Below are 23,067 nucleotides of genomic sequence, written 5' to 3' on the forward strand. Positions count from 1 at the left end.
TATTGGCTCACATTGGATCGTACTTGCCGATTACCACGCCACAAATAGACCAATCCCCGTCCACCTTGATGATGGGCTCTGGCCAGTCTCGATTGCCTGGTTTCAAGAAGTACTCACCTTCGGCCAGAGATAGCTGCTTGAGTGTGACTTTGCTGTCGCTATGGCGCTTGGCCACCACGTATTTACCCGGATCAGGTGCTTTATCCGGGTCCACGATCACCACCTCTCCGTTCCTTATGCGAGGATCATTGCTCTCACCCTCTACCTTCAAGGCATAGGTTCGCGGCCCGGCGCCTGGCGGACGGAAGGGCAACCATTCATCTGCATCCCCCGGCTCGAATGGGTCTTCGGCCTCGCAGAAATCACCCGCCCGCACGTAGCTGATAATGGGGATCTGGCCTTGGACGATGCCGGGGCCGGGGGATACGTCGTAGTCAGCTGAATTTTCCCGCACCGCTGTGGTGGGAACCATTTCGCCCTCCCCAAGCGTCAACCAGTCTGTCCTGACTCCGCAGGCTTTCGCTATATCGGGTAGACGTTTAGAGCTCGCAGCCTTGCCACGCTCAAGGTTCGAGATAACCGCCTGGTCCAACTTGCGGCCGGAAATCTGATACACCTTTTCGGCAAGCTCTTTCTGGGTCAGCCCTGCATGCTCGCGAGCGGCCACCATTCGCATCTGAATATTCATACCCGATCTTATATGAGGTGGCTCATACTCTTGCAAATGAGAGTTCTCATGTAATATCCTATGAGAAATCTCATATTCAGGACCGACTATGGACGACAACATCTATAAGCGCCTCGTTAAGCATTTCGGCACCCAGGAGGCCACTGCGCAAGCCGTAAAGGTTGATCAGTCAACAGTATCTGGATGGTGTCGGGAATTGTTTAAGCCAAAGCCTTCGGCCGCTGTAAGAGCGGAAAAGGCTACTGGGGGAAAATTCACTCGACAGGATCTTTGCCCAGACTTTCCTTGGGATGAAACAGCCGCCTGAAGCCGGGCAGTGCCGTGTTGTAAACGCAGCAGGCACAACTCCCGGTTAAGGCGCCTCTGGGGCCAGCACTCCACGATGGCCCGCATTTGAAGAATTGAAGTTTGTGCAATCAAGTTATCCATGGGGACCAAGGTAATGGACGAACTGAACAAAATCTTGGGGCAGGTGCCCCAGCTGGTCCGAGACCAGGGCTCGCAGGAAGAAAAGCTGGAGGAAATCTGGCGCATGCTGGGCCGCCACCGTAATGGCATGCAAGCCCGGGTAGCCGGTGATCTGGCTGAGAAGCTTCAGGGTCACAGCAGGGCGCCACATCTGCCAATCGATGACCCCCGCAAAGCCGCCAAGCGCCTTGGCGCCATGCTGAGCGGCCATACCTCCCTGCCCATGTCTGTGGGCTTCACATTCATCGACTGCCTTCCTGAGCCGTTTCAGTCGGCTGCCAAGGTGATGATTTTCCCTCGCGGGAAGAGTGCGGCGGCAGAACTGGTGGATGTGCTCAGTCTGGATCAGCAGCACGACGAACAGACCGATCATCTGCGCTTCAGTTTGGCCACGGGCAAGCACCTGGGTATGACCGCCGAACAGCTTGAAGCTGCGGCCATGGCGTTCGATGACGACAGCTCCAGCAGCAAGCAGGTGGCTGCGGCTCTCAGGGCTATGGCAGAGGACAAGCGGGGGGCTGCATGAGCTTCGATGCTGGCTTTCTCGTGGCCTGGCTCGTGCCTATTTTGGCCTGCGTGGTCTGTGAAGCCATTTGCGAACACCGGGAGCGGCATCACTGATGGCTGGTGACTGGATCAAGATGCGGACGAACTTACGGCGTCACCCCCGGGTGATCGCTATGGCTCGTCAGCTTTCGTTTGACCGTGAATTCATGAACTGGTGGACCGATCCCCAGCAGATGACATGTCGTGACGCCGTCACGGAAGTCGTCACGTTTGAGAACGTAACTCGCGTGACGGTGTGCGGTTTGCTTGAAGTGTGGGGCGCGGTCAATGCCGTGATCAAGTCGAGTGAGGCGGTCGATTTCATGACCATCATGGACCTTGATGACATAGCGGGCATTCCTGGATTCGGTGTTGCAATGGAAGCGGTTGGCTGGGTCTCAGAAGATGATGAAAACGGCTTAACATTCAACAACTTCAGTGAATTCAATACGCCAGATTCAGAACGCAAAAAGCCCAAGACAGACGCACAGAGAGCCCGTGAATATCGGGAGAGAAAGAAGCGTAATGGCGCCGATAAAGAACAGGATTCCGCTGCGTCACGAACGTCACAAAACGTCACGGGGAGAAGAGAAGAGAAGAGTAGAAGTAAAACATCTTCTACACCGGACGGGCGTGAAAAAATTTCCATGGCCCCCGATTGGACCCCCTCGGACGGTATCGCTGCCCGAATGACCATGGCCGGCATCCCTGCCGGTGACCTGACTCAGGAATCCCTGGGCGAATTCAAATCCTACTGGCTAACCCGATCCGATCAGCTCACCCAGTCGCAGTGGGAACACAAGCTGATTCAGGCCCTTCAGTCGCGACGGAGGAATACCCATGCAGCAGGCTCACGATCTAGCAAAAACGGCCATGACCGGGACTCGGTCGAATCCGCAATCGAAGACACCGACGACAGAAGCTGGGCAGAGGGCGTCAACTGATGAGCTCACCACGGTTGTCGATGAAATCTTTCGGGTGTTCCGCAGAACCTGGCCACGGCGGTTTCCAACGATCTGGAAAACGGGTGACGACCTGCGTGAGAGCAAACGGCAGTGGTTGCTCGCATTTCGTGACGCGAGCGTGACGCCCGTGATGCTGCGTATCGGTTTGGAGGCAGTGAGGAAGGAATCCTGGCCACCGGATAACCCCGGTGCGTTTCTGGCCCTTTGCAGGATGGACCCGGCGACGGTGGGTGCACCAGATCTGGAGTCGGCCTGGAAAGAGGCCAGCAACCGATCCCCGCACAGTGAGTGGCTTCCTTGGAGTCATCGCTGTGTGTACTGGGCTGCCGTTTGGACCGGGCAGACGGACCTGGCAGAGCGGGGCCAGTACATGCGCAAGATCTTTGAGCGTGAATACGATCGCGCTCTGCAGCAGGCCAGCAATTTGAGCGAGCCCCCACTGGGGCGCCTTCCAAGCAAGACATCGAAGCAGGTGCAGGCTGAGCGAGAACAGGCCGCCAGCGAGCACCTGCCGGACATCAAAGCAATGGTCAGGGGGTGGTGATGTCAGTCGCACAAACGAGCGTTAGCACATATCACGATCACGTCCAGGGCGGGAAAGAGCTGACCCAGTGTGACCAGATCGTTCAGTGGTTATCCACCCAGAACAAGGCCTGTACGCGCCGTGAAATACACGAGGGTACCGGTCTTGAGTACGGCGCTGTCTGCGGCCGGGTGAACAAGCTGGTGAAAGACGGCCTGCTAACTGAGCTGCAGCGGAAGATCGAAAACAACGGTTCGGGTAAGAAAGCAAAGCTGGTCCGGATCCCGATCAAAGAGCAGCAGCTGGGGCTTTTTCAGTGACGGTGGCTGTTCGTAAGTCGCGCATGAAAGAAACCCTGCCCATGAGGGTGGGGGTGCTGGATAGAACCGGTGTGCTTTTGCCGGCGGACGGATTTTGCCAGAAACGGCTGCGGGAAAAGGGCCTGAAGGTCGGGGACATGGTAACCGTGCAGGTCCGCCGAATGCGCGAGTACTGGTACCACAAGATGGTCCACCTCTTCGGGGAGCTGGTGGCGCAGAACATCGATGACTTCCGCGGCATGACTGCCCATGACGTGCTGAAGCGATTGCAGGCAGAAGCCCAAATTGGGTGTGAGGCGGTATCAATCCGGGTGATGTCTACCGGCGATATGGCGGTGATGTATTACCCGCGCAGCCTGGCCTACGACGAAATGGACCAGGACGAATTTGAAAATGTGTTTACGGGGTTCTGCCAGCACGTGGTGGAGCACTACTGGCCGACGCTGGATCTGGAGAACATCCAGGCGTTGGTGGAAATCATGGGAGAGCAGGTGTCATGAGTCGTCCATCAGTTGATTTTGATTTATTCCGATTCGCCCGGGTGGGGACCCTGGCGCTGAAGGCCCGCGGCAATGTGCTTTCAGTGGCCCAGCATCCCCGTAAATGGTCCATGACGGTGACCGTGGAAGGTGAGCCCAATGAGCAGGGCGAAGCGATCCGGGATGAGTACACGTTCCGCAACAAGCGCCCCTTCATGCTGAACAAGATGCCCGAATACATCTGGGATCGGGTCGGCATCGACTGGGAGGGGCGGAAGGCCTCTGTGCAGGTGCATGCGGAGGTGGTGCGGTGAGAGACGCCTCCAGCCACTACGGGCCAGAGGACGCCGGCAGCGGGCAGCGCGGCATATGTGTCCACTGCCTCAAGGGGCCCACCCAGGAAGGCCATGACGGCTGTCTCGGAACTCTTCCTGCACCGGTTATGAATGCTTGTTGTGGGCACGGCAAAGCGCGCTTGGCTTATATCCAGTACTGGGCTGAAGACGGCACAGGGGGAAAAAGAATTTCCGGTGATGAAGCCATTCGCGAACAAGCCAGACTCAAGAAGGGCAGCCAATGAACAGCAGCAAAGCGCCAACCGCAGCCCAAAAACGCTGGCATGCCTGGCTGGCAAGCCAAGGCTGCTATATCGGCCTCGGACCGGCCTGCATCCATCACTGCGCCGGAAGTACCGCCAAGCACAACAAGGTGGAAATAGGCCAGTGGTGGGTCGTGCCTTTGAGCTATGAGGCTCACCAAGGCACACAAGGAATCCACGGAGACCTGTCGGTATTCGCAGGCCAAGGCCTGGGGAAAACCCGTAAAGAGATCGAGAAAGCCATCTTCGGACGCTTGGTGGCGCATTACCGGCGCCAGCATGGGGAATATCCGTGCCCGCCTGAGGTTGTCGCAGCTATCGAGGGCTACAGACGATGATAGCGCAGGGAAGGGAAAAGCAAAGGAGGATGGAGCATGAGCTATAGGCCGCTGATTACGCTAATGGAGGCTCGGTGTGCTCGCTGTGGCGCCCGCCCGGACACAGTAGATCCGCTTCCGCCAGGCTGGGGCTGGGATACGGTAGAGCCAAGCAATATTTGGCTGATATGCCCGGACATGTTGTCCGATGAGGGGTGCCCAAAGATGAGGGGTCATAAGAAATCCGGGGGTGCTTACCGTTGAGTGCAGCAGAGGAAACGCTGGCCCTGCACCTTATGGCCGAGAAGCTGAGCGGCTGGGATCGTGAATACCGCTTTGGCGCTATGGCTGTAGGAGGGCCAGGCAAGGGCCTTCGTAAGCGTCTGGCTGATGCAGGTTTGAGGGATTGGCGGTTTGACTTCGCTCACCCTGGGCTTGGCCTAGCCGTGGAAGTAGAGGGTATTACTCGATACGGGAAAACCAGCAACGGGAAAATGGCTTTAGGGCGCCACCAAACATCCAAAGGCATGGAAGAAGACCTGCGCAAGTATGACGCAGCCATGCGTATGGGCTGGAACATCTACCGGTGCTCCCCGGCAATGGTTCGTCAGGGGCATGCCATCGAGACCATAAAGCGCCTGGTGCAGGCGGCAGAGGAGTGTTCGTGATGCTGGGATTAACGGCCTTGTGCGTGATCTTGTGGCTGATGCTGGGTGAGTCGGTGCGTATGTCGTTGGTATTGGCGGCCCAAGTTATCGATGCCAAAAAAGGTGACTTTGTGAAGGATATTCCCAAGTCAATTTTCTGGCTGATTGGCCCCTTGCTTTTCGTTTACGTGATTCTGGTTCGGAAGGGAGAGGATTGATGGCTGATACGAAGAAGATGATCCATGAGGCCTACGGTATCCACAAGATGCAGCCAAATGGCTCTGGTGGTGATCCACAGTCGGCGCATAACTACGCCATAGGTAGAGGCGTATGGTCGGGTAAGATCATGGCGGCCGTAGAGAAGCAAGAGCGTCCCCTGGGTGACATTCTGATCATGTGCTACGCGCCGGAATGGGATGATGTGAACCTGAAGACGCTGCACCGGCATTTGCTGGCCGCCTTCATCAAGCGCCATGGTGACGACATCAAGCAAGATCGGACTTTCTTGAAGGTTAAGCGCCTGGCAGAGGTGGCAATTTTCAACTTTCAGCATGAATGCCGCGGCGGCCCGATGTCCGTGGAGCTTGTGTGCCAGATGATTGGTATCGATCAGAGCAACTGGTACAAGCGGCAATGGAAGTCATGGTGGAAATCCCTCGGGGACCAGCTGCATCGCTGGGAGCGCGAGGCCATCAGAAAGCCAGCGGAAGTATGCAAAGAAATCGTGGCGCTACGGCAAAGAGAAAGTGCGTAAATGACCGTAGTGCAAATGACCGTAGCTAATGTACAGTTTTAACCACAATACGAAACTGCCTCTGAAATAAGGCAGACACCTGTTCTCCTAAGGCAAACAGCAAAACCTTCCCCCAAATCCGACCCGCGAAAGCGGGTTTTTTTATGCTCATAGGGGCGCGGCCTGGAATCAGAACTGACACCGGCAATATCGGTGCTAGGTTTCTAGCCGGGGCCACCAGGAGCCGCATCTGACCAATAGCATCGTGTCAGGCCGCACCCCTATGGGATTAACCGATTGGCATGTAGCACAGCGGTAGTGCAGCGGACTGTTAATCCGTCGGTCGCTGGTTCGATCCCAGCCTTGCCAGCCAAACTCAGGAGGCCATCATGAAACTGTCCGAACTGAAGCGGCGCGGTAGTGATGGTTTTGGATCCGGTCACTTCGGCGCATCGCGTGGACCTCGCACACATAACGGCGTGGATCTGCTTGCCGGCACAGGTGAGGATATTGATTCACCAGTGGTGGGCACTGTTACGAAGCTGGGCTACCCGTACGGGGACGACCTCAGCTATCAATACGTGCAGATTAGCGTCGAGGATTATGATTTTCGCGTCTTCTATGTGGAGCCCAGCGTAAAGGTGGGCGATGAAGTCACCGCCGATACTGTAATTGGCTTTGTTCAGCACCTTGGAAGCCGTTACCACGGCATCCCGAATCACGTCCATTTCGAGATAAAAAAGGACGGGGATTATCTGGACCCGACGCCGACACTGATTGCGATGGGTGGGTGATGAACCCCGAAACGCTGGACAAGTGGCGCGTTGTGCCCCGCTTGCTGGTGCTGCTGTACGGCGTCGTGTGCTGGCAGACCTTCGACTGGTTCACGGCCTTAGCTGATCCGTCCGGGCCGCAAACGACATTTGCCACGGGCATCTGGGGTGCTGCTGCCGCCTGGTTCGGCTTCTACGTGAATAGCGGGAAGAGCCAATGATCGCCATCCCTCCGCAAGCCCAAGTTATTGGTGCCCTGGCGCTTGCAGCAGGGCTGGTGCTTGTCGGCTGGACGGCGAAGGGCTGGTACGAAGGTGATAGAGAGTTGGGCGCCCTGAAGGGTGAGATAAAGACCGCTTTGGCAGATGACAAGGCCCATAAGGATGCCATTGCCGAGCTGGACGCCAAATACACCCAGGAGCTGAACGATGCACAGGCTGAAATTGATCGGCTTACTGATGATCTCGCTGCTGGCCGTAAGCGGCTGCGCCTCAACGCAGTGTGTGAAGACAGCGCAACAGCCGCCGCCGGCGAACCTGATGCAGCCGCCCCCCGACTTAATGACTCCGCTGAACGGGATTATCTCCGTCTCAGGGAGCGAATCAGCACAGCCACAACGCAAATCCTCGGGCTCCAAGAGTACATTCGGACCCAATGCGCCGGCTGAGTAAATACGCACAGGACACGGCCCATGCAGCCGTCCTGGCAACGATCATCATTTTATTTTCATGGCTTGTGCTGGCCTACCTGGCTCGGCAGTGGTGGAGAAGTTTCCAGGATGACACATGAGGCGCCCAGCGAAATGGACAGTATCCCTCTACGGGTGAACGGCCTCGAGCGCGGTCAAGGCCTGCATGATCATCGCCTGCGCGTATTGGAAGAGGAGAGGCTCCCGCACCGCATGGCACTCACCGAACGAAGCGCGGAACAAGCCCTGAAGGGGGTTGATGACCTCAAGAGCGAGGTTACCGGTCTGCGTGATGATCAGGTGCAGGGCTTCAAGGAGATGGGGCAGGCCATTGGCAAGATCACCAGCCTCTTCAAGGGCGCGATGTGGGCGTTCGGCATAGTCGGAACCATTTTGGTGGCCCTGAATATCGCGGTGGATCTAGTGCCCAAGATTGACGCAATGATTATCGAAAAGAACCCACCGGTTGAACAGCAGCGATAAACCCAGCCATAGGCCCTTGAGGGGGTCGAGGAGCAAGCATGATTGAAGTTCGCATCACACCCATAGAGCGCTACCAGGTGACCTACTACAGCGAAGAGACTGGCTCGGACCAGGTGGCCACTGACCTGACCCTGGCACAGGCCGAGAACATCGCTGGTGCAGTGCATGCCCGGGCGGAAGCCGCCGGTATGAACGTGGCGCCTGTGGTGAAGGTGGAGGGCTGATGAGCCGCCGGTTCCTTCGCCTCAGTGTGAGAGTGACCGTACGCTGGTGGGTGCCGCTCTACATTCGAGGAGTGATCTTTATCAGCATGATCACCGGCAGGGAGCCGGACCCGGTAAAGGTTGAGTACTGGGTCAAAAAGGGCATGAAAACAGAGGTGGTCGAAGACTGATGGCAGCCCCAGAGGAGTTTTTCACCGGGGTGCTGCATGAGGACCTATGGGAAATCTGCATCGGTGAGAAGCTGGGCGAAGGTATGAGCAGGCATGTCTATGTCTGGGAGCCTGACCCCACTCTGGTTGTGAAGATCGAGACCCAGAGGCATCACTGGTACAACATCGAAGAATTCAACACCTGGAACGTGATAGAGCACACCAAGCATGCCCGCTGGTTCGCACCGGTAGTGGCGATTGCTGGGGGTGGCTCCATGCTGCTGCAGCGCCGTACCCAGCCCCTGAGACGTGATGAACTCCCGGCCAAGCTGCCTACGTTCTTCACGGACACCAAGAGCAAGAACTTCGGCTTACTGAATGGCCAGGTGGTCTGCCATGACTACGGTATTCACATGCTCCGGGAGCGGGGGATGAGTAGCCGAATGATTAACGCGGACTGGTGGGACCTTGAAGAAGAGTAAAGCCAAGATCACACGGCCGATGCCGCCGGAAGAGGCGCTGGAATTCGCGGAGTACGGACCGATGGTGCCGGACGCTGCTGTGGTGGACTGGATCCAGCGAGAAATCGTGAGCGAAAACGGTTCCCTGCATAACCCAGATCATGCGCACCTGGAGAATGCCACTCTCGGTGTGCTCTGGGCTGGTAGCGGTAACGAGAGCAAGGGGCGCAGGGTGATTGGCATGGCTGAGATACCCCGGTTCCTATGCAACCGTTGGCAGAAGGCGAGGCAAGAGCAGCAGATCAATGACTGGTTCGGGTTTATCCCCGATTTCCTGATCACCCTGGATGCTCACTACTGTGCCGAGGGTGCAGACGATCGCAGCTTTGCCGCTCTGGTAGAGCATGAGCTTTATCACTGTGGCCAGGCCACGGATGAGTTCGGTTCCCCGAAGTTCAATCAGGAAACCGGCCTTCCCACATGGACAATCCGGGGTCATGACGTAGAGGAATTCGTGGGTGTGGTACGCCGTTACGGGGTAGGCCACCCAGAAGGAAATCTGGCTCAGTTAGTAGCCGCGGGTAACGCTCAGCCGGAGGTCGCCAATGCCGACATCTCAAGAGCGTGCGGAACCTGTCTGCGCGCGGTTTCTTCCTGACCAAGCCTGACTGGTAAGTATTTATGGCCCGACTGAAGCCCGAACAAAAACTCTTCATAGTCCAGCGGTTGGCCTGTTTTGACACGCCAACCATGGTCGCGAAGGCGGTCAGGGAAGAGTATCAGGTGGAATTGTCGCGCCAAGTGGTTGAGGGATACGACCCAACCAAGTACGCCGGCAGGAACCTGGCGAAGAAGTACAAACAGGTCTTCGAGGACACCCGGGAGGCGTTTCTCGAGGACACCAGCGGTATCGCGATCAGCCATAAGGCGGTTCGGCTGCGGACCCTTCAGCGGATGGCAGAGAAGGCCGAAACCATGGGGAACATGGTGCTGGCTAAGGATCTTCTGGAGCAGGCAGCCAAAGAGGCGGGTGACGCCTATAGCAATAAGCGAGTGCTGGAACACAACAATCCGGACGGAAGGCTGACGCCGGTGATTAACCTGACGAGAAAATAATGCCCGATGGCGCCCTGGATCTGGAACTCCATGATCGACAGGGCGTGGCATTTGATTCGCTCGCCACAGAGATACTGTATGGCGGAGCGGCAGGGGGCGGTAAAAGCCACCTGATGCGTGTTGCGGCCATTATCTGGTGCGCAACGGTGCCGGGGTTACAGGTTTACCTGTTCCGGCGCCTTTCGGATGACCTGGAAAAGAACCATCTGCATGGCCCTGGTGGCTTCTTCGAGCTGCTGGCGCCCTGGTTCGATGCTGGCTTTGCCAAGTACAACGGCTCGAAGCACTTCATCAAGTTCTGGAATGGTTCGCACATCTTTCTGTGCCACTGCCAGCACGAGAAGGACAAGTTCAAGTATCAGGGGGCTGAAATACACGTCCTGCTGATGGACGAGCTGACCCACTTCACCGAATCGATTTACCGGTATCTGCGGGGGCGGTTACGACTGGGCACTTTGGACGTGCCCCCGGAAATGAAAGGCCTGTTTCCCCGGGCGATTTCCGGCTCTAACCCCGGTGGCGTTGGTCACAACTGGGTAAAAACCGCTTTTGTGGATGCGGACAAGCCACTGGCGATTCACCGGGTTAGCAAATCCGAGGGCGGCATGCTTCGCCAGTACATTCCCGCGAAGCTGGACGATAACCCGTCGCTTCTCGAGAACGATCCGGATTACATCGACCGCCTGGAGGGCTTGGGTAACCCGGCACTCGTGAAGGCAATGAAGGACGGCGACTGGAACATTGTTTCCGGTGGTGCGTTCGATGATGTCTGGAATGAGTCGCGGCACGTTAAGCCAAGGTTCAAGGTTCCGGCCAGCTGGCATGTTGACCGGTCCTTTGACTGGGGCTCAACGCACCCGTTCTCAGTGCTCTGGCATGCAGAGGCAGATGGTACCGAGGCGACCCTGCCGGATGGTAGCAAGTTCTGCCCACCGCGGGGCTCAATCATCGTTTGCCACGAATGGTATGGCGCCAAAGGGCCGAATGAAGGCCTGAAGCTGTCGGCCAAAGAGATCGCCGCCGGCATCAATGAGCGTGAGGAATCGCTTGAAAAGGGGGCATGGGTAGCCAAAAAGCCCAAGCCAGGCCCTGCTGATAACCAGATCAGTAACGTAAACGAATCGGACAGCGACAGCGTGGCCGCCAAGATGGCCAAGTCTGGCGTGAAGTGGACCGAATCCGATAAAAGCCCTGGTTCCCGGGTGAACGGGTTGGAGCTGATGCGCACGCGCCTCAAGGAGGCCGCCAAAGATCAGCCGGAGGATCCCGGCCTCTATTTCATGGACCACTGCAGAAAGATTATCTCCCACCTGCCGGTGCTGCCGCGCAGTGAGAAGAACCCCGATGACATCAACACCGATGCGGAAGATCACGATTATGACTCACTCCGCTACCGCGTGATGAACAAACGCAAGGCCGGCAAAGCCCGCCGAATCCGAGGACTCGCTTAATGCCAGTAACCAATCACCACGACGAGTATGAAAATCACTCGGAAGACTGGTCGCTGATGGAAGAGTCCCTCCAGGGCGAGTGGGCAATTAAGCGGGCTGGCACAGGGCGGCTGCCAAAGACAGCGGGGCAGATTGAAGCTGAGTGCTTGGCTCGCACTGAAGATTCAGAGATGACACCGGCTGAGGCTCAATCGCTTTATGCGGGCTACAAAGAGCGTGCCGAGTACCCATTGTGGGTAAAAGATAGCCTTCGCACGATGATGGGCCTGGTGGGGCGTCAAGAGCCGACTATCAAGCTGCCGGCAGCGATGGCGAGCCTTGAGAGTGAGGCGACGGCTGACGGGTTCAGCCTAAAGCAGCTTTTCCTTCGGACTGTATCGGCAACCCTTACGAAAGGGCGCAAACCTCTGGTGGCCAACTTTGACGGTGACGGCAAGCCCTACGTCAGTGCATACACGGCAGAATCAGCCATCAACTGGAAGGAAACGGCTGTTGGCGGGCGCAGAGATCTTTCTCTGGTCGTGCTGAAGGAGGCTCGCCCCAAGAGCCAAATCGATGAATTTTCACATGACGCTGAAGACGCCTACCGAGTTTTGGACTTGAATGACGGCCAGTATCGGGTCCGTCTTCTGGATGGTCAGGGCCAAGCCATTGAGGATGAGCAATATCCGGGGCGACAGGCCGGAGAGGCCAGCGAGGCACTGAAGTTCATTCCTCTGGTATTCGTTGGGTCCACCGACAACAGTGCTGATTGCGATGAAATACCGCTGCTGACCATGGCCAAAGCGGCACTGAAGTATTACCAGCTCAGCGCGGATTACTACACTGCGCTGCATTACACGGCTCATCCCCAGCCTTGGGTTTCTGGCCTTGATGATGATTCCGAGTTGCGGGTAACCGGCCCAATGGCTGCCTGGATGCTTCCAACAGATGGAAAGGCAGACTATCTGGAATTCCAGGGTGCTGGCATCGAGGCCACACGCAAGGCCATGGAAGCACAGAGAAATTCAGCTGCTGAATCAGGCGCTCGCGTGATCGATGTCCAGGGTGTCGAGTCCGGCGATGCTCGCAAGGCACGCCAGGATGACCAGCACACCAGTCTCTACAGCGTCGTCGTAACTGCCGCTGAGGGTATCGAGCAGGTACTCAAATACATTGCTACCTGGCAGGGATTGAATCCGGACCAGGTGGAATTCAGTGTTGAGCCGAAATTCAGCCGTGAGGACGTGGACTCGGCCATGATGCAGATCGTTGCGAACATGGTGATGGCCGGCGAAGTGCCCCGCAAAGTGCTGTTCGAGGTATTGCGGAAAGCACAGCTTACGGATCTGCCTGATGAAAAGCTGGAGGCGCTGCGCGAGACTGGCACTGCCCCAGACGATGAAGGCGACGATCCGCTGGTAGACGACCGAAACGAGTAATGGCAACCACCAAAGAAACTCAGCGTATTGCGCAAGAGCGGATGGTGGAAGCCATTACCCGGCACATGGCATATCTGCACCGGCTTTCCACAGGGCAAGCCAATAAAGCCATAGCTATCGTGAATCGCCTTGGCAGTGATCTAGCCAGGGATGTGGCGGATAGGTTGGAGGAATTAACGCCGGCCGAGATGAAGGCATTTGCCGCCGGCAAGTACACCACAGCTAGGCTCAAGGGCATTCGATCAGTGATCAATGGTTGGGCTGAAAAGCTCGGCAAGCAGCTCAACGAAGAGGTGTTGACCGGGCTGAAAGACCTGGCCGATAACGAAACCAGCTATGCGCACCGGTTGCTGCAGTCGGTACTGGAGAACCCGATTGCCGCTGCGCCGGGTGCCGGCGTGGCTTACGCCGCAGCCATGGAGCGGCCAGCCATGGGCCAGCTGGTCACGGAGATGCTTGAGGAAATCCCTGAGCGGACCAGAAAACAGGTTTATTCGCGGATTCGTCAGGGTATTGCTCAAGGCGAAACCAATGGCCAAATCGTTCGCGGGCTTCGGGGCACAAAGGCCCTTCGGTACCGTGACGGCATATTCCAGACAACCCGGATTGCAGCTGAGCGGGTGGTGCGCACTGGCGTAAACCACGTCAGCAATACGGCTTATGCTGAGACCTGGGAAGCCACCGGGGTGGATGAGGTGGTTGATGTAGCCACTCTGGATGGCCGGACCAGCAAGTACTGCGCCAGCATAGATGGCCGCCGGCACAAGGTTGGGACAGCTCACCCAAGGCCGCCATACCACCCGAATTGCCGCACGGTACAGATTCCGAGCCTTGCCGCTGACATCATGGGCGAGAGGCCTTATGTTCGGGCCTTCAAGCCGATTGGGCAGATACCGAAAAGCCAGCGCAGCAAGGATATGGTTGGCCGGGTATCTGCGAAGACCCGGTACCCTGACTGGTTTGCCAGGCAGCCGGCCAACTTCCAGAGAGAATGGCTTGGCGATACCCGGTACCAGCTCTACAAGAAAGGCGAATACAGCATTGACCGGTTCGTTGACCCAATAGGCCGGCAATACACCATTGCAGAGCTTGAGGCACGTGACTCAGAGACCTTTAAGGAGGTGTTCGGTAGCATGGCGGCATGAAAATTCAGCCATGTGACCCCGATTTCCTTATCTGGTGGCAAAACTTCGTCCTGATACAGGCCGGGGTCGGCACCGCACAAAATCTGTTTTTGGCGTCGTTTCATTGGCAGTTCTCGATGGAGCTGCAGATTCGCCTCGGAAACCTCAAATAGACCGGCAGCGCCGGTCATCCAACCAACCCGCTCCGGCGGGTTTTTTTATGCCTGCCGGCAGCGCCGGCGAACTGATAACGGGCTGCGCCCGGGAGTGAGTAATGGACGAACTTATCAAAATGCTTGAGGCCCTCATCGTTGACGAAGGCGAGCGGCAGAAGGTCATCGATGAGATCAAGAAGGATCGAAATGGCCTGGAATCCAACAAGCAACAGGTGCTGGATGAGCTCAAGACGGAGCGCGCCAGCCGCAAGAAGCTGGAAGGCACCGTTGAAAGCCTGAAGGGCGCCTTTGGTGACCGCACGCCGGAAGATGTCAAAGCCATGATGGACCGGCTGGAGAATGACGAACTGGCCCGCCTGGCTGCCGAAGGCAACACGGAAAAGCTGCTGGAGAAGCATAAAGAGCGCTGGGAGGCTGACCGGAAATCATCTGAGGCAGCACTCCAGAGCCAGATTGATGAGTTGACCACTGAGCGAGACAAATTGAATTCCGAGCTCAGCAAAGAGCTGATCGACAATCGCGCCATGGCTGCCGCCACGAAAGCTGGGGTGATCCCTGAATCCCTGGACGTGGTGAAGATGCTGGCCAAGTCCCAGTGGAAGCTCGAAGAAGGCGAGCCCGTTCTTCGCGATGAAAAAGGCGAAATCGTGACCGGCAAGAAAGGGGCGCTCACTTTTGAAGAATGGGCCACTGAAAGTCTCCGCGAAACTCACTCCTATCTGTTCCCGCGCCCGAGTGGTGCGGATCTGCGAGGCAATAACGGCAACCAGGGTGGCAAAACCAACCCTTGGAAATCCGATTCCATGAACCTGACAGAACAAGCGCGGATCATCCGCGAAGATCCGGCCAAGGCTGAACGAATGAAGGCTGAAGCTGGAGCGTAAAACTCCTATCGGGTCGGTGGCTGCGCTGCCGACCGCAACCACGGCTGCGCCGACCCCTTAGAAACCATCGACTCAAAAGGTATTTGAAATGGCTGATACAAAGATCGCGGACGTAATCGTCCCGGAAGTGTTTAACCCGTATGTGTGGCAGCGCACCGTTGAACTGACCCGCATGCGGATGGGTGGCATCGTTTCCAATGATGCAGAGCTGAACCGTCTGGCTGAAGCTGGCGGCAGCTCCATCAATATGCCTTTCTGGAATGATCTGGAAGGTGACGATGAAATTCTCTCTGATAGCGACGCGCTGGACCCGGCAAAAATCACTGCTGGCCAAGACAAGGCTGTCTTGCATATGCGTGGTAAGGCCTGGGCAGTGAATGACCTTGCTGCCTCCCTGGCCGGCGACGACCCGATCCGTGGTGCCGCTGACCTGGTTGCTAATTACTGGGTCCGCAAGCAGCAGAGCGTGATGATCTCCTCTCTGCAGGGTGTGTTCGCTGATAACGTGGCGAATGATGGCAGTGACATGGTGCTGGATATTGGTATTGCTGATGGCAACAACGCAGCAGAGGCCAACCTGTTCAGTGGTGAGGCCTTCATTGATGCTGAAGCCACCTTCGGCGATGCCATCAACTCCGTGGTTGGCGTCGGTGTTCACTCCGTCATCTACAACCGGATGAAAAAGCTTGGCTTGATCGAGTTCATCCCGGATGACGAAGCGAAAGGCCAGATCGCTACCTTCCAGGGCAAGCGTGTGATCGTTGACGACACGTGCAAGCGGGTTGCTGGCGGCACCTCTGGCTTTAAGTACACCAGTTACTTGTTCGGTAACGGTGCCATCGGTTACGGCGAGGGCCGCCCGAAGACTCCGACTGAGAATGACCGGGATTCCCTGGCGGGTGTCGATTACCTGATCACCCGTCGTCACTTCCTGCTGCATCCCCGTGGCATCAAGTTCACCAACAGCTCTGTTGCCGGCGCTGCGCCGACTAACGCTGAGCTGGAAGCCGCCGGTAACTGGGATCGCGTTTACAACCGCAAAATGGTTCGTATCGCTGGCCTTATCACCAACGCTTAAACCTGAACTGCTGGGTGCCTTCGGGCACCCAGTTCTACCGAACAGGAGATATACCTATGGGACTGGCCGCATTTAATCGCCTGCGCCGTATGGCGCGGGAAGAGCCGCAGGTGCCTGAAGAAAAGCCCGAAATCCTTGTTGGGAGTGACAGCTTCGAGTCTTCCTATGAGATCGAAGGCCAGACGGTGCTGCTGGGCGATCTCGTCCGATCAGCCTTCGAGAATTCCGAGCTGACATTACAGCAATGGAACGAGCTGCCTGACGAAGAGCGTGATGCTCTCATCGAGGCAGTTCTGGCAGTTATGCAAGCAGCCGCCGCTGGCTCCGAGGAAGGGGACGGCGATAAGGATCAACCTGACACCAGAAACGTTGAGCCCGGCGAAGCCAGTACGGAATCTGAACAGACGGGTGGTGCAGATGCCGGTGTTGCGGGCGAATCCGATGGTGGCGATAACGCCAGCCACGAAGGTGGTGCAGGCGGTAGCGTCGAGAATGCACAGACTGACGAGCGCGAGCAGCTGGCGGCCGAGTACAAAGAACGCTTCGGCAAGAATCCTCACCCGGCGATGAAAACCGAAAACATCCGCAAAAAGCTGGAAGAGCCTGCGCAATGATCGAATACGTCACTGTTTCTGATGTCGATACCATTCTCGGCTCTGGCTGGGAAGATGGTGCGGACAAGGATGCTGCTGTGTACCAGGCCAATACCTACTTGAACACGTATCGGTTCAAGACCTGGGAAGAGCAGCCAGAAGCGGTGACGCATGCGGGTGCTGTGCTGGCCAAGGAATCGGCAGCCGGCAGCCTGTTTGCTGATTCTGCAGCTGCTGTGAAGCGGAAGAAAGTCAAAGCTGACACGGTGGAGACTGAAACCGAGTTCCAGGATGGATCGGTGCCGCAATCCGGAGCCATGAAGTTCGTTGATTCACTGCTGGCGCCCTGGATTGCCAAGCGTGGCGCCGTTCAGATCCTGAAGAGGCTGTAATGGGTATCCGTGAGGATGTGCAGTCCGACATGGCCGAGGCCTTCGATACTGATCTGGCCGATGCTGTGCGGGCTTTCACCTTGACCCGGGTAACCGGTACCAATTACGACCCGATCACTGGTGATGAGACCAAAACCACCGAGACCTTCGACAGCCGCGGCGTGTTCGGTGGGTTCAAGACTGAGCAGGTGGACAATCAGCACATTCTGGCCACGGATGAAGAGCTAACAGTGCTCCAGAACGAGCTCGATACGACCCCGGAGATTGGTGACGACATCACCGGCAAGCGGGTGATGAATGTCTGGCAAGACCCAGCAAAAGCTACTTGGACCGTCCAGCTGAGAGACGCATGAGCTTCCTGACTGATGTAAGCGGTTTCGTAGAAAGGGCATCTGAAGCTCTGAACAAGACTGCTACACAGGTGGAAATTGAGGTCATGACCCTGGTGATTATTCGGTCGCCGGTGGATTCAGGTCGATTCCGTGGAAACTGGCAGACCAGTGTTGGTTCTGCGATCACCGGTGAAATTGACCGGCTTGGGGCTCAGCCCTCAATCGAGGAAATGCAGTCAGTGGTGAGGGCATTGAGGGGAGGGCGGGTGTCCTTCATCTCCAACAACCTGCCGTATGCCAGCCGGCTTGAGTTTGATGGATGGTCGGACCAGGCCCCACACGGCATGGTTCGCCGTACTGTATCCGAGTACCAGAAAATCGTTGATAACGCCGCGAGGAAAAACCGCATATGAGATTCCTCGACATCCGCAATGCCCTGGTGCTCAGCTGGATTGATGGTGACTTCGGTCTTGATACAGCCTATCCCAATAAAAAGCATTCACCGGGCACAGACCCTTGGGCAGGCCTTTTCGTGGTGCCGGCCCAGCCCGGTGTTTCCACCTTGGGTGATGAAGGCATGGACCGGCATGACGGATTCCTTCAGATCGACCTGAACTACCCTTTGGATTCCGGTGATCAGGCCGCGATTGGCCTGGCTGACAAGATTGCTCGCCGTTACAAAGCAGGCCAGCGCTTCGATGCCCCGGCACTGAGTGAAACCCTGAGCCTTGATTTCGTTGCTCAGGAATACCTGGTCTGGGACCCGCTGAAAGTCCTGATTCGCTCCTGCGGCTATGAACAGCCGCGCCAAGTACAGAACTGGTCCCGAACGACAATGACGATTTATTACAGCGCCTGGGTCAGCCGGGCGACTGCTTAAACCCCACGGCCCGCCATTGAGCGGGCTTTTTTGTATGTCCCGACTGGAGGTTCCCTATGGGCTGCCCTGCAAATGGCTCTCGCCACTCTATGGCCCTGGTGGCCGAAACTGTTGCTGGTACCACTCCCGCAACTCCCGCTTTTACGCCGATTCGCCAAACCGGTACCACGCTGGCTCTGACCAAAGAGACCATCCAGTCTCAGGAGCTGCGTGCAGACCGGCAGATTGCGGACATGCGCCACGGCAACAAACAGATCGGCGGCGATATTAGCTGCGAGCTGTCCTTTGGCGGCGCCTTCGACACCATGCTGGAGGCGGTGCTCTGTGGCACCTGGGAAGAAGATACCCCGAGCGCCGGCACGGATGAGCTGAAAGCTGGCGTTGTCCGCCGGCCGTTCACCATCGAGCGCCACTTTGCGGATATTGGCCAGTACCTGCGCTACAAGGGCTGCGAGTTCAATACCTGGAACCTGACGGTATCGCCGAACGCAATCATCACCAGCAACTTCGGGTTGGTTGGTCGTTCCATGGATGACCCTGCCCAGACCGCTATCGCTGGCGCCACCTACGATGCGGGGACCACATCCAGCCCGTTCGACAGCTTCTCCGGAACCATCGAGGAAGGTGGTGCAGCTATTGCGATCATCACCGAGCTGTCCCTGACGCTGGAAAACGGTCTGACTCCGTTGTTCGTGGTCGGATCTGATACCGCCGAATGCGTCAGCATCGCCCGCTCGAATCTGTCTGGCTCAGTCACGGCCTGGTTCGAGTCCGAAGCGCTCTACGAGAAATTCCTCAATGAGACGGAATCCAGCCTGGAATTCACCCTGAGTGATGGCGCCAACGCCTACGCATTCACGCTGCCGCGCATCAAGTACAACAGCGGCCAGCCGGACGTGAGCGGCGAAGGTGAAGTGACCATCTCCATGGACCTGATGGCGCTCTATGACGCAACCGAAGAGAGCCAAATTGTAATCACGAAAGGTGCCGCGTAATGGTAGGAATGGATGCGTTTTTTACCCGGGATAAGGCAAACAAGGGCATCAAGGTGCCCTTGCGCACCCCGGAAGGAAAAGAAACCGAGCACTTCCTGGTGATCCGATCCCAGTGGTCCGATGACTTCCAGAAGGCCAAGGCAGAGGCCTATCGGGACGAGTTTGCGGCCATCGCGGGCAAGGGCGAGGTGAAAGCAGAAGATCGCACAGTGATTCTCGCGGCTGCCCTGGTGGCCGACTGGTCCTTTGACGAGGAATGCACCCCGGAAAACGTGCAGAATCTGTTGCGTAATGCGCCCCAACTGCGGGACATGATTGACCGCTACGCCTCCAACGATGCCCGTTTTTTCACGAAACCGTCCAGCGACTCTACGACTGGGCGGAAGGGCAAATAGCCCTCGACTTACCCGACGCCAAGACCGGCACCAGTCAGCGAGAACGACTGGAGCAGGTCTGGAAGCAAACCGGCAAGAAACCCAAGAGCCTGAAGATTGAGTCCCCCCCGGAAGGTATGGAGTACCTCTGGGGGTGGTTCTGTCAGCTGGGCGATTGCACTTTCACCGAGATCCACCACTGGGCAGCACTGAAGCAGATCCACCTCATCCCCTGGGAAGTGGACGTGCTGCGTCGTCTGGATCAAATCAGAGCGAAGGCCTGGCATGACCGAAACGGCAAGACTGGTACTGGCGGTTGATAGTACTGATGTTGATCGGGGCGCGAGCTCTCTGGATAAGATTGGCCGTCAGGCTGAGCGCACAGAGGGGAAAACGACCCGTGCAACTGACCAGATGTCCGGCGGATTCAGGGCCATGGGCGCTGCAATTGCTGCCGTGGCAGGCTCTGCTGCACTGCGCAAGATCGTCGGAGACCTAGCCTCATTCGACCAAGCCATGCGCGGCGTTCAATCCGTATCTGGCGCCACTGCCGAGCAGATGGCGGCACTGGAGGATCAGGCCCGAACGCTTGGCGCAACGAGCGTTTTCTCTGCTCAGCAGTCTGCCGAGGCTCAGAAGTTTCTGGCACAGGCGGGCTTCGAGGTTAACGAGGTCATGTCTGCCACGCCGGGCATCCTGGAGCTTGCGGCGGCGGCTGGCATGGACTTGGGCTCCGCTGCCGACCTTGCTTCCAACGCGCTGTCAGGCTTCCGGCTTGAGGCGACAGAGCTGGGGCGGGTTAATGACGTACTGGCGGCCACTGCCGCAAGTGCGAACACGGACGTAATGCAGCTCGGGCAGGCTCTGTCCTTTGCAGCGCCAATTGCCACGACCGCAGGCGTTTCGATTGAGCAAACGGCGGCAGCCATCGGCGCCTTGTCCGACTCGGGCATTCAGGCATCCCGCGCCGGCACCGGTTTCGTGGGGTTCATCCGCCAGCTTTCCAACTTAACGCCCCAGGCAGCTGCGGCGCTTGAGTCATACGGCGTTAGCCTTGAGCAAGTGGACATTACCACGCAGGGATTGCAGCCGGTCATTGATCGTCTGGCTGAGGCGAATATCTCCACAGCCGACGCCTTCAAGATTTTTGGCTCTGAGGCCGGCGCGGCGGCTCAAGTGCTGCTTGGCTCCAGTGAGCGGGTATCTGAGCTGACCACCACGCTGTCCGGTGCTGAAGGCGCGGCCAGTAAAATGGCCTCTATCTTGGGCGGCGGCCTGGCCGGCTCGATGAAGGCGTTTGGCAGCGCGTCTGCTGAGGCAGTCCTGCAGCTTGGAGACGGCGGCGTGGGCGGCGCACTTGAGTCGCTTATCGACACCGCCACAGGGGTAATCAGCGTTTACAACGGCATGCTTCCCCAGTTTGCCGAGGCCAACGACCTCAGCGCCGAGCAGGCCGCCAACCTGGAGAATCTGGCCGGGGCAGTCCAAGTCATTGCGGCAGCAGCAGGCGGGTATGCGGGCTACACCCTCGCAGTGAAAGGCGCCACAGTCGCCATGGTTGCATTCAACGCAGCCACCCGTGCCAATCCTGTCGGCCTTATCGTCAGCGGCCTCGCAGCAGCTTCGGCAGCCATCGGGGTATTCGGTAGTGGCACGGACGACGCCTCCAAGGCGGTTGCGCAATTCCGCCGGGAGCTGGACCAGACGGCTCCGTCCCTCGCCATGATGGTCACCAAGTACAGGGAGCTGAACGAGGTCCAGCGCGAAGGGCTGCGCATTGAGTGGGCGGAACAGCAGCGCGTTGCGGCGCAGGCGGTGGAGGCGGCATTTTATGACCTGCAAGTCGCCGCTCAGGATTCGCTGGATTTTGAGCTGTTCGACCGTGAAGGGAACCGTGAAAATATAGCGTCACTTCGAGAATTCTCCGCCGAAATGATGGCAGCCCGCGAAGAGGGCGAGAGCCTTCTGCCGCTGGTGAACGAGTTCGCAGAGGCTAATGGATTAAGCCCGGAAGTGGCGGACGGATTGCGCCGTTTCGTGGTCGAAATGGACAAAGCCGAAACGAAGGCGCTGAGCTTCGAGCGAGTCTTGAGCAGCCTTGGCGGCACCGCAGCCAGTACATTCACGGATGCAGCCAAGTCCGCCAGGTACGCATCCGAAATCTTGGATGAAATGAGTGGCGGGAATGATCTGGGAAGCGATTCCGGCGGCACCGACGCCATCCAGAAGCGCATCGACGCCCTGAACCTTGAAGCCCAGACCCTGGGCATGACCGCCACCCAGGCGGATCTATACAAGCTGAAGATTGACGGGGCCAACCAGAGTCAACTTGCAGCGGCTATGGCGGCATACGCGACTATCGATGCCTATGGTGCTGAAAAGGAAGCCATCGAGGCCAATCTTGAATCCCGGCGTGCAGCCGCTGAAATCATCGCCGAGATAGAAAGAGAGCGCTCGGAAAGGCTTGATCGCGGTGAACAGCTCATTGAGCAGTACATGACTGAAGAGGATCTGCTCCGTCTTCATCATGAAAGCCGGCTCCAGATTCTAGAGAATGCTCGAGAGGCTGACTTTGAGAATCAGGCTCGCTGGAATGCTGCTATAGAGCAGGAAAATAGCCGATTCAATGATGCCATGGAGGGCATGGACAGGGCCCGATGGATTGCACAGGCAAGCCTGGCGGCGTCGGGTCTGTCGGAAATCACTGGGATGATGTCCAGTGAGAACCGGAAGATGTTTGAAATCGGGAAAGCAGCAGCAATTGCTCAGACCCTCGTTAGCATCCCGGCTTCTGCGCAAAAAGCATACGACTCTATGGTTGGCATTCCATATGTTGGCCCGGCCTTGGGCGCGGCCGCAGCTGCCGCAGCCATCATTGCCGGTGGCGCGCGCCTCCAGGCTATCAAGTCAGCCCAGTTCGGCAGTGGCGGTTCGGCGGGTGGCGGTGGTGGCGGGGGTATCTCCGGTGGTGTGCAGACCGTTCCCGCTGCTCCGGCTCCGGTGCAGCTGGATGGCAGCGGAGGAGGAAGCGGGGTGACCATCAACTTTCAAGGCCCGGTAACTGGTCTGGATGAGGATAGCCTTACAGATGCTCTGGTTGGGAAGTTGGGGGAGAGGATTAACGATCTTGATTACGTTCTGATCAACAGATCCAGCCGCCAAGGGAGGGAGTTGGCCGGAAACTGAGCA

General features: G+C 57.5%; 36 protein-coding genes and 1 tRNA gene. 35 read left to right on the forward strand and 2 right to left on the reverse strand.

The genetic code is table 11. The features are described 5' to 3' along the window. Positions 1–7: 7 nt before the first annotated feature. On the reverse strand, positions 8–688 hold the full coding sequence (locus tag AXW11_RS09565; RefSeq protein WP_286792163.1) for a helix-turn-helix domain-containing protein: 681 nt from the start codon (positions 686–688) through the stop codon (positions 8–10). A gap of 88 nt (positions 689–776) precedes the next feature. Here AXW11_RS09565 and AXW11_RS09570 point away from each other — a divergent pair, with 88 nt between their 5' ends. The 33 genes from AXW11_RS09570 to AXW11_RS09730 all read left to right on the forward strand — a co-directional run bounded on the left by AXW11_RS09570 (position 777) and on the right by AXW11_RS09730 (position 19,899). Next, positions 777–995 carry a transcriptional regulator gene (locus AXW11_RS09570; RefSeq protein WP_286792164.1) on the forward strand — a complete coding sequence of 73 codons (219 nt, stop codon included), beginning with the start codon at positions 777–779 and terminating at the stop codon, positions 993–995. A 135-nt stretch (positions 996–1,130) separates the two neighbouring features. After that, positions 1,131–1,682, forward strand: a complete 552-nt coding sequence (locus AXW11_RS09575; RefSeq protein WP_286792165.1) for a hypothetical protein — start codon at positions 1,131–1,133, stop codon at positions 1,680–1,682. 94 nt (positions 1,683–1,776) lie between these two features. Continuing rightward, a complete protein-coding gene (locus tag AXW11_RS09580; RefSeq protein ID WP_286792167.1) occupies positions 1,777–2,646 on the forward strand; it encodes a DnaT-like ssDNA-binding domain-containing protein in 870 nt (289 codons plus the stop codon). After that, on the forward strand, positions 2,576–3,211 hold the full coding sequence (locus AXW11_RS09585) for a replication protein P (RefSeq protein WP_286792168.1): 636 nt from the start codon (positions 2,576–2,578) through the stop codon (positions 3,209–3,211). Before AXW11_RS09580 ends, AXW11_RS09585 begins: the two co-directional genes overlap by 71 nt. Next, positions 3,211–3,510, forward strand: coding sequence for a hypothetical protein (locus AXW11_RS09590; RefSeq protein ID WP_286792169.1), 300 nt, complete (start codon positions 3,211–3,213; stop codon positions 3,508–3,510). The genes AXW11_RS09585 and AXW11_RS09590 overlap by 1 nt, the downstream gene beginning before the upstream one ends. Continuing rightward, positions 3,507–4,010: a hypothetical protein gene (locus tag AXW11_RS09595; protein WP_286792171.1), complete on the forward strand. Its 504-nt coding sequence runs from the start codon at positions 3,507–3,509 to the stop codon at positions 4,008–4,010. Before AXW11_RS09590 ends, AXW11_RS09595 begins: the two co-directional genes overlap by 4 nt. After that, on the forward strand, positions 4,007–4,303 hold the full coding sequence (locus tag AXW11_RS09600) for a hypothetical protein (RefSeq protein ID WP_286792173.1): 297 nt from the start codon (positions 4,007–4,009) through the stop codon (positions 4,301–4,303). The genes AXW11_RS09595 and AXW11_RS09600 overlap by 4 nt, the downstream gene beginning before the upstream one ends. 262 nt (positions 4,304–4,565) lie before the next feature. Further along, complete coding sequence (locus AXW11_RS09605) at positions 4,566–4,925, forward strand: hypothetical protein (protein ID WP_286792174.1); 360 nt, start codon at positions 4,566–4,568, stop codon at positions 4,923–4,925. A gap of 239 nt (positions 4,926–5,164) precedes the next feature. After that, on the forward strand, positions 5,165–5,572 hold the full coding sequence (locus tag AXW11_RS09610; RefSeq protein ID WP_286792175.1) for a putative endonuclease domain-containing protein: 408 nt from the start codon (positions 5,165–5,167) through the stop codon (positions 5,570–5,572). After that, on the forward strand, positions 5,572–5,769 hold the full coding sequence (locus AXW11_RS09615) for a hypothetical protein (protein ID WP_286792176.1): 198 nt from the start codon (positions 5,572–5,574) through the stop codon (positions 5,767–5,769). Before AXW11_RS09610 ends, AXW11_RS09615 begins: the two co-directional genes overlap by 1 nt. Next, positions 5,769–6,305 (forward strand): bacteriophage antitermination protein Q, encoded by a 537-nt coding sequence (locus tag AXW11_RS09620; protein WP_286792178.1) that lies wholly within the window; start codon positions 5,769–5,771, stop codon positions 6,303–6,305. Before AXW11_RS09615 ends, AXW11_RS09620 begins: the two co-directional genes overlap by 1 nt. Before the next feature lie 277 nt (positions 6,306–6,582). Next, a tRNA-Asn gene (locus AXW11_RS09625) sits at positions 6,583–6,657 on the forward strand. Between the two features lie 16 nt (positions 6,658–6,673). Beyond that, positions 6,674–7,078 carry a M23 family metallopeptidase gene (locus AXW11_RS09630; RefSeq protein WP_286792179.1) on the forward strand — a complete coding sequence of 135 codons (405 nt, stop codon included), beginning with the start codon at positions 6,674–6,676 and terminating at the stop codon, positions 7,076–7,078. Further along, a complete protein-coding gene (locus tag AXW11_RS09635; RefSeq protein WP_286792181.1) occupies positions 7,078–7,278 on the forward strand; it encodes a hypothetical protein in 201 nt (66 codons plus the stop codon). The genes AXW11_RS09630 and AXW11_RS09635 overlap by 1 nt, the downstream gene beginning before the upstream one ends. Continuing rightward, positions 7,275–7,724, forward strand: a complete 450-nt coding sequence (locus AXW11_RS09640) for a lysis protein (protein WP_286792183.1) — start codon at positions 7,275–7,277, stop codon at positions 7,722–7,724. The genes AXW11_RS09635 and AXW11_RS09640 overlap by 4 nt, the downstream gene beginning before the upstream one ends. 111 nt (positions 7,725–7,835) lie before the next feature. Further along, positions 7,836–8,228 carry a hypothetical protein gene (locus AXW11_RS09645; protein WP_286792185.1) on the forward strand — a complete coding sequence of 131 codons (393 nt, stop codon included), beginning with the start codon at positions 7,836–7,838 and terminating at the stop codon, positions 8,226–8,228. 38 nt (positions 8,229–8,266) lie between these two features. Beyond that, on the forward strand, positions 8,267–8,452 hold the full coding sequence (locus AXW11_RS09650) for a hypothetical protein (RefSeq protein WP_286792186.1): 186 nt from the start codon (positions 8,267–8,269) through the stop codon (positions 8,450–8,452). After that, the gene (locus tag AXW11_RS09655; RefSeq protein ID WP_286792187.1) at positions 8,452–8,622 is read left to right on the forward strand and encodes a hypothetical protein; all 171 of its coding nucleotides are present in this window, start codon (positions 8,452–8,454) and stop codon (positions 8,620–8,622) included. Before AXW11_RS09650 ends, AXW11_RS09655 begins: the two co-directional genes overlap by 1 nt. Continuing rightward, positions 8,622–9,083, forward strand: coding sequence for a hypothetical protein (locus AXW11_RS09660; protein WP_286792188.1), 462 nt, complete (start codon positions 8,622–8,624; stop codon positions 9,081–9,083). The genes AXW11_RS09655 and AXW11_RS09660 overlap by 1 nt, the downstream gene beginning before the upstream one ends. A 19-nt stretch (positions 9,084–9,102) precedes the next feature. Beyond that, a complete protein-coding gene (locus AXW11_RS09665; RefSeq protein ID WP_286792223.1) occupies positions 9,103–9,720 on the forward strand; it encodes a putative metallopeptidase in 618 nt (205 codons plus the stop codon). A 23-nt stretch (positions 9,721–9,743) separates the two neighbouring features. Beyond that, positions 9,744–10,178, forward strand: a complete 435-nt coding sequence (locus tag AXW11_RS09670) for a DUF2280 domain-containing protein (protein ID WP_286792189.1) — start codon at positions 9,744–9,746, stop codon at positions 10,176–10,178. Further along, positions 10,178–11,629 carry a terminase large subunit domain-containing protein gene (locus tag AXW11_RS09675; RefSeq protein ID WP_286792190.1) on the forward strand — a complete coding sequence of 484 codons (1,452 nt, stop codon included), beginning with the start codon at positions 10,178–10,180 and terminating at the stop codon, positions 11,627–11,629. The genes AXW11_RS09670 and AXW11_RS09675 overlap by 1 nt, the downstream gene beginning before the upstream one ends. Beyond that, complete coding sequence (locus AXW11_RS09680; RefSeq protein WP_286792191.1) at positions 11,629–13,050, forward strand: DUF4055 domain-containing protein; 1,422 nt, start codon at positions 11,629–11,631, stop codon at positions 13,048–13,050. Before AXW11_RS09675 ends, AXW11_RS09680 begins: the two co-directional genes overlap by 1 nt. Then, a complete protein-coding gene (locus tag AXW11_RS09685) occupies positions 13,050–14,195 on the forward strand; it encodes a minor capsid protein (RefSeq protein WP_286792193.1) in 1,146 nt (381 codons plus the stop codon). The genes AXW11_RS09680 and AXW11_RS09685 overlap by 1 nt, the downstream gene beginning before the upstream one ends. Before the next feature lie 253 nt (positions 14,196–14,448). Further along, positions 14,449–15,234 (forward strand): hypothetical protein, encoded by a 786-nt coding sequence (locus AXW11_RS09690; RefSeq protein WP_286792194.1) that lies wholly within the window; start codon positions 14,449–14,451, stop codon positions 15,232–15,234. An 88-nt stretch (positions 15,235–15,322) separates the two neighbouring features. Continuing rightward, entirely contained in the window at positions 15,323–16,312 is a 990-nt protein-coding gene (locus tag AXW11_RS09695; RefSeq protein ID WP_286792195.1) for a hypothetical protein, read from the forward strand. A gap of 56 nt (positions 16,313–16,368) precedes the next feature. Beyond that, the gene (locus AXW11_RS09700) at positions 16,369–16,926 is read left to right on the forward strand and encodes a hypothetical protein (RefSeq protein WP_286792196.1); all 558 of its coding nucleotides are present in this window, start codon (positions 16,369–16,371) and stop codon (positions 16,924–16,926) included. Then, the gene (locus tag AXW11_RS09705; RefSeq protein WP_286792197.1) at positions 16,923–17,297 is read left to right on the forward strand and encodes a hypothetical protein; all 375 of its coding nucleotides are present in this window, start codon (positions 16,923–16,925) and stop codon (positions 17,295–17,297) included. Before AXW11_RS09700 ends, AXW11_RS09705 begins: the two co-directional genes overlap by 4 nt. Then, positions 17,297–17,650 carry a hypothetical protein gene (locus tag AXW11_RS09710; RefSeq protein ID WP_286792199.1) on the forward strand — a complete coding sequence of 118 codons (354 nt, stop codon included), beginning with the start codon at positions 17,297–17,299 and terminating at the stop codon, positions 17,648–17,650. Before AXW11_RS09705 ends, AXW11_RS09710 begins: the two co-directional genes overlap by 1 nt. Continuing rightward, positions 17,647–18,042, forward strand: coding sequence for a hypothetical protein (locus tag AXW11_RS09715; protein ID WP_286792201.1), 396 nt, complete (start codon positions 17,647–17,649; stop codon positions 18,040–18,042). The genes AXW11_RS09710 and AXW11_RS09715 overlap by 4 nt, the downstream gene beginning before the upstream one ends. Continuing rightward, the gene (locus AXW11_RS09720; RefSeq protein ID WP_286792202.1) at positions 18,039–18,509 is read left to right on the forward strand and encodes a phage tail terminator-like protein; all 471 of its coding nucleotides are present in this window, start codon (positions 18,039–18,041) and stop codon (positions 18,507–18,509) included. Before AXW11_RS09715 ends, AXW11_RS09720 begins: the two co-directional genes overlap by 4 nt. A gap of 56 nt (positions 18,510–18,565) precedes the next feature. After that, positions 18,566–19,504 carry a phage tail tube protein gene (locus AXW11_RS09725; protein ID WP_286792203.1) on the forward strand — a complete coding sequence of 313 codons (939 nt, stop codon included), beginning with the start codon at positions 18,566–18,568 and terminating at the stop codon, positions 19,502–19,504. Then, a complete protein-coding gene (locus AXW11_RS09730; RefSeq protein ID WP_286792204.1) occupies positions 19,504–19,899 on the forward strand; it encodes a hypothetical protein in 396 nt (131 codons plus the stop codon). The genes AXW11_RS09725 and AXW11_RS09730 overlap by 1 nt, the downstream gene beginning before the upstream one ends. 8 nt (positions 19,900–19,907) lie before the next feature. Here the strand turns inward: AXW11_RS09730 and AXW11_RS09735 are convergent, their stop codons facing one another. Beyond that, positions 19,908–20,102: a hypothetical protein gene (locus AXW11_RS09735; RefSeq protein WP_286792206.1), complete on the reverse strand. Its 195-nt coding sequence runs from the start codon at positions 20,100–20,102 to the stop codon at positions 19,908–19,910. Here AXW11_RS09735 and AXW11_RS20845 point away from each other — a divergent pair. Together AXW11_RS20845 and AXW11_RS09740 are read left to right on the forward strand one after the other, a co-directional pair. Continuing rightward, complete coding sequence (locus AXW11_RS20845) at positions 20,016–20,198, forward strand: hypothetical protein (RefSeq protein ID WP_502690958.1); 183 nt, start codon at positions 20,016–20,018, stop codon at positions 20,196–20,198. The two genes, AXW11_RS09735 and AXW11_RS20845, sit on opposite strands and share 87 nt — an antisense overlap. Continuing rightward, on the forward strand, positions 20,164–23,064 hold the full coding sequence (locus AXW11_RS09740) for a phage tail tape measure protein (protein WP_286792207.1): 2,901 nt from the start codon (positions 20,164–20,166) through the stop codon (positions 23,062–23,064). Before AXW11_RS20845 ends, AXW11_RS09740 begins: the two co-directional genes overlap by 35 nt. Positions 23,065–23,067 lie beyond the last annotated feature (3 nt).

It is taken from the genome of Marinobacter sp. Hex_13, assembly GCF_001566815.1.
In the GTDB taxonomy this organism is placed as follows: domain Bacteria; phylum Pseudomonadota; class Gammaproteobacteria; order Pseudomonadales; family Oleiphilaceae; genus Marinobacter; species Marinobacter salarius.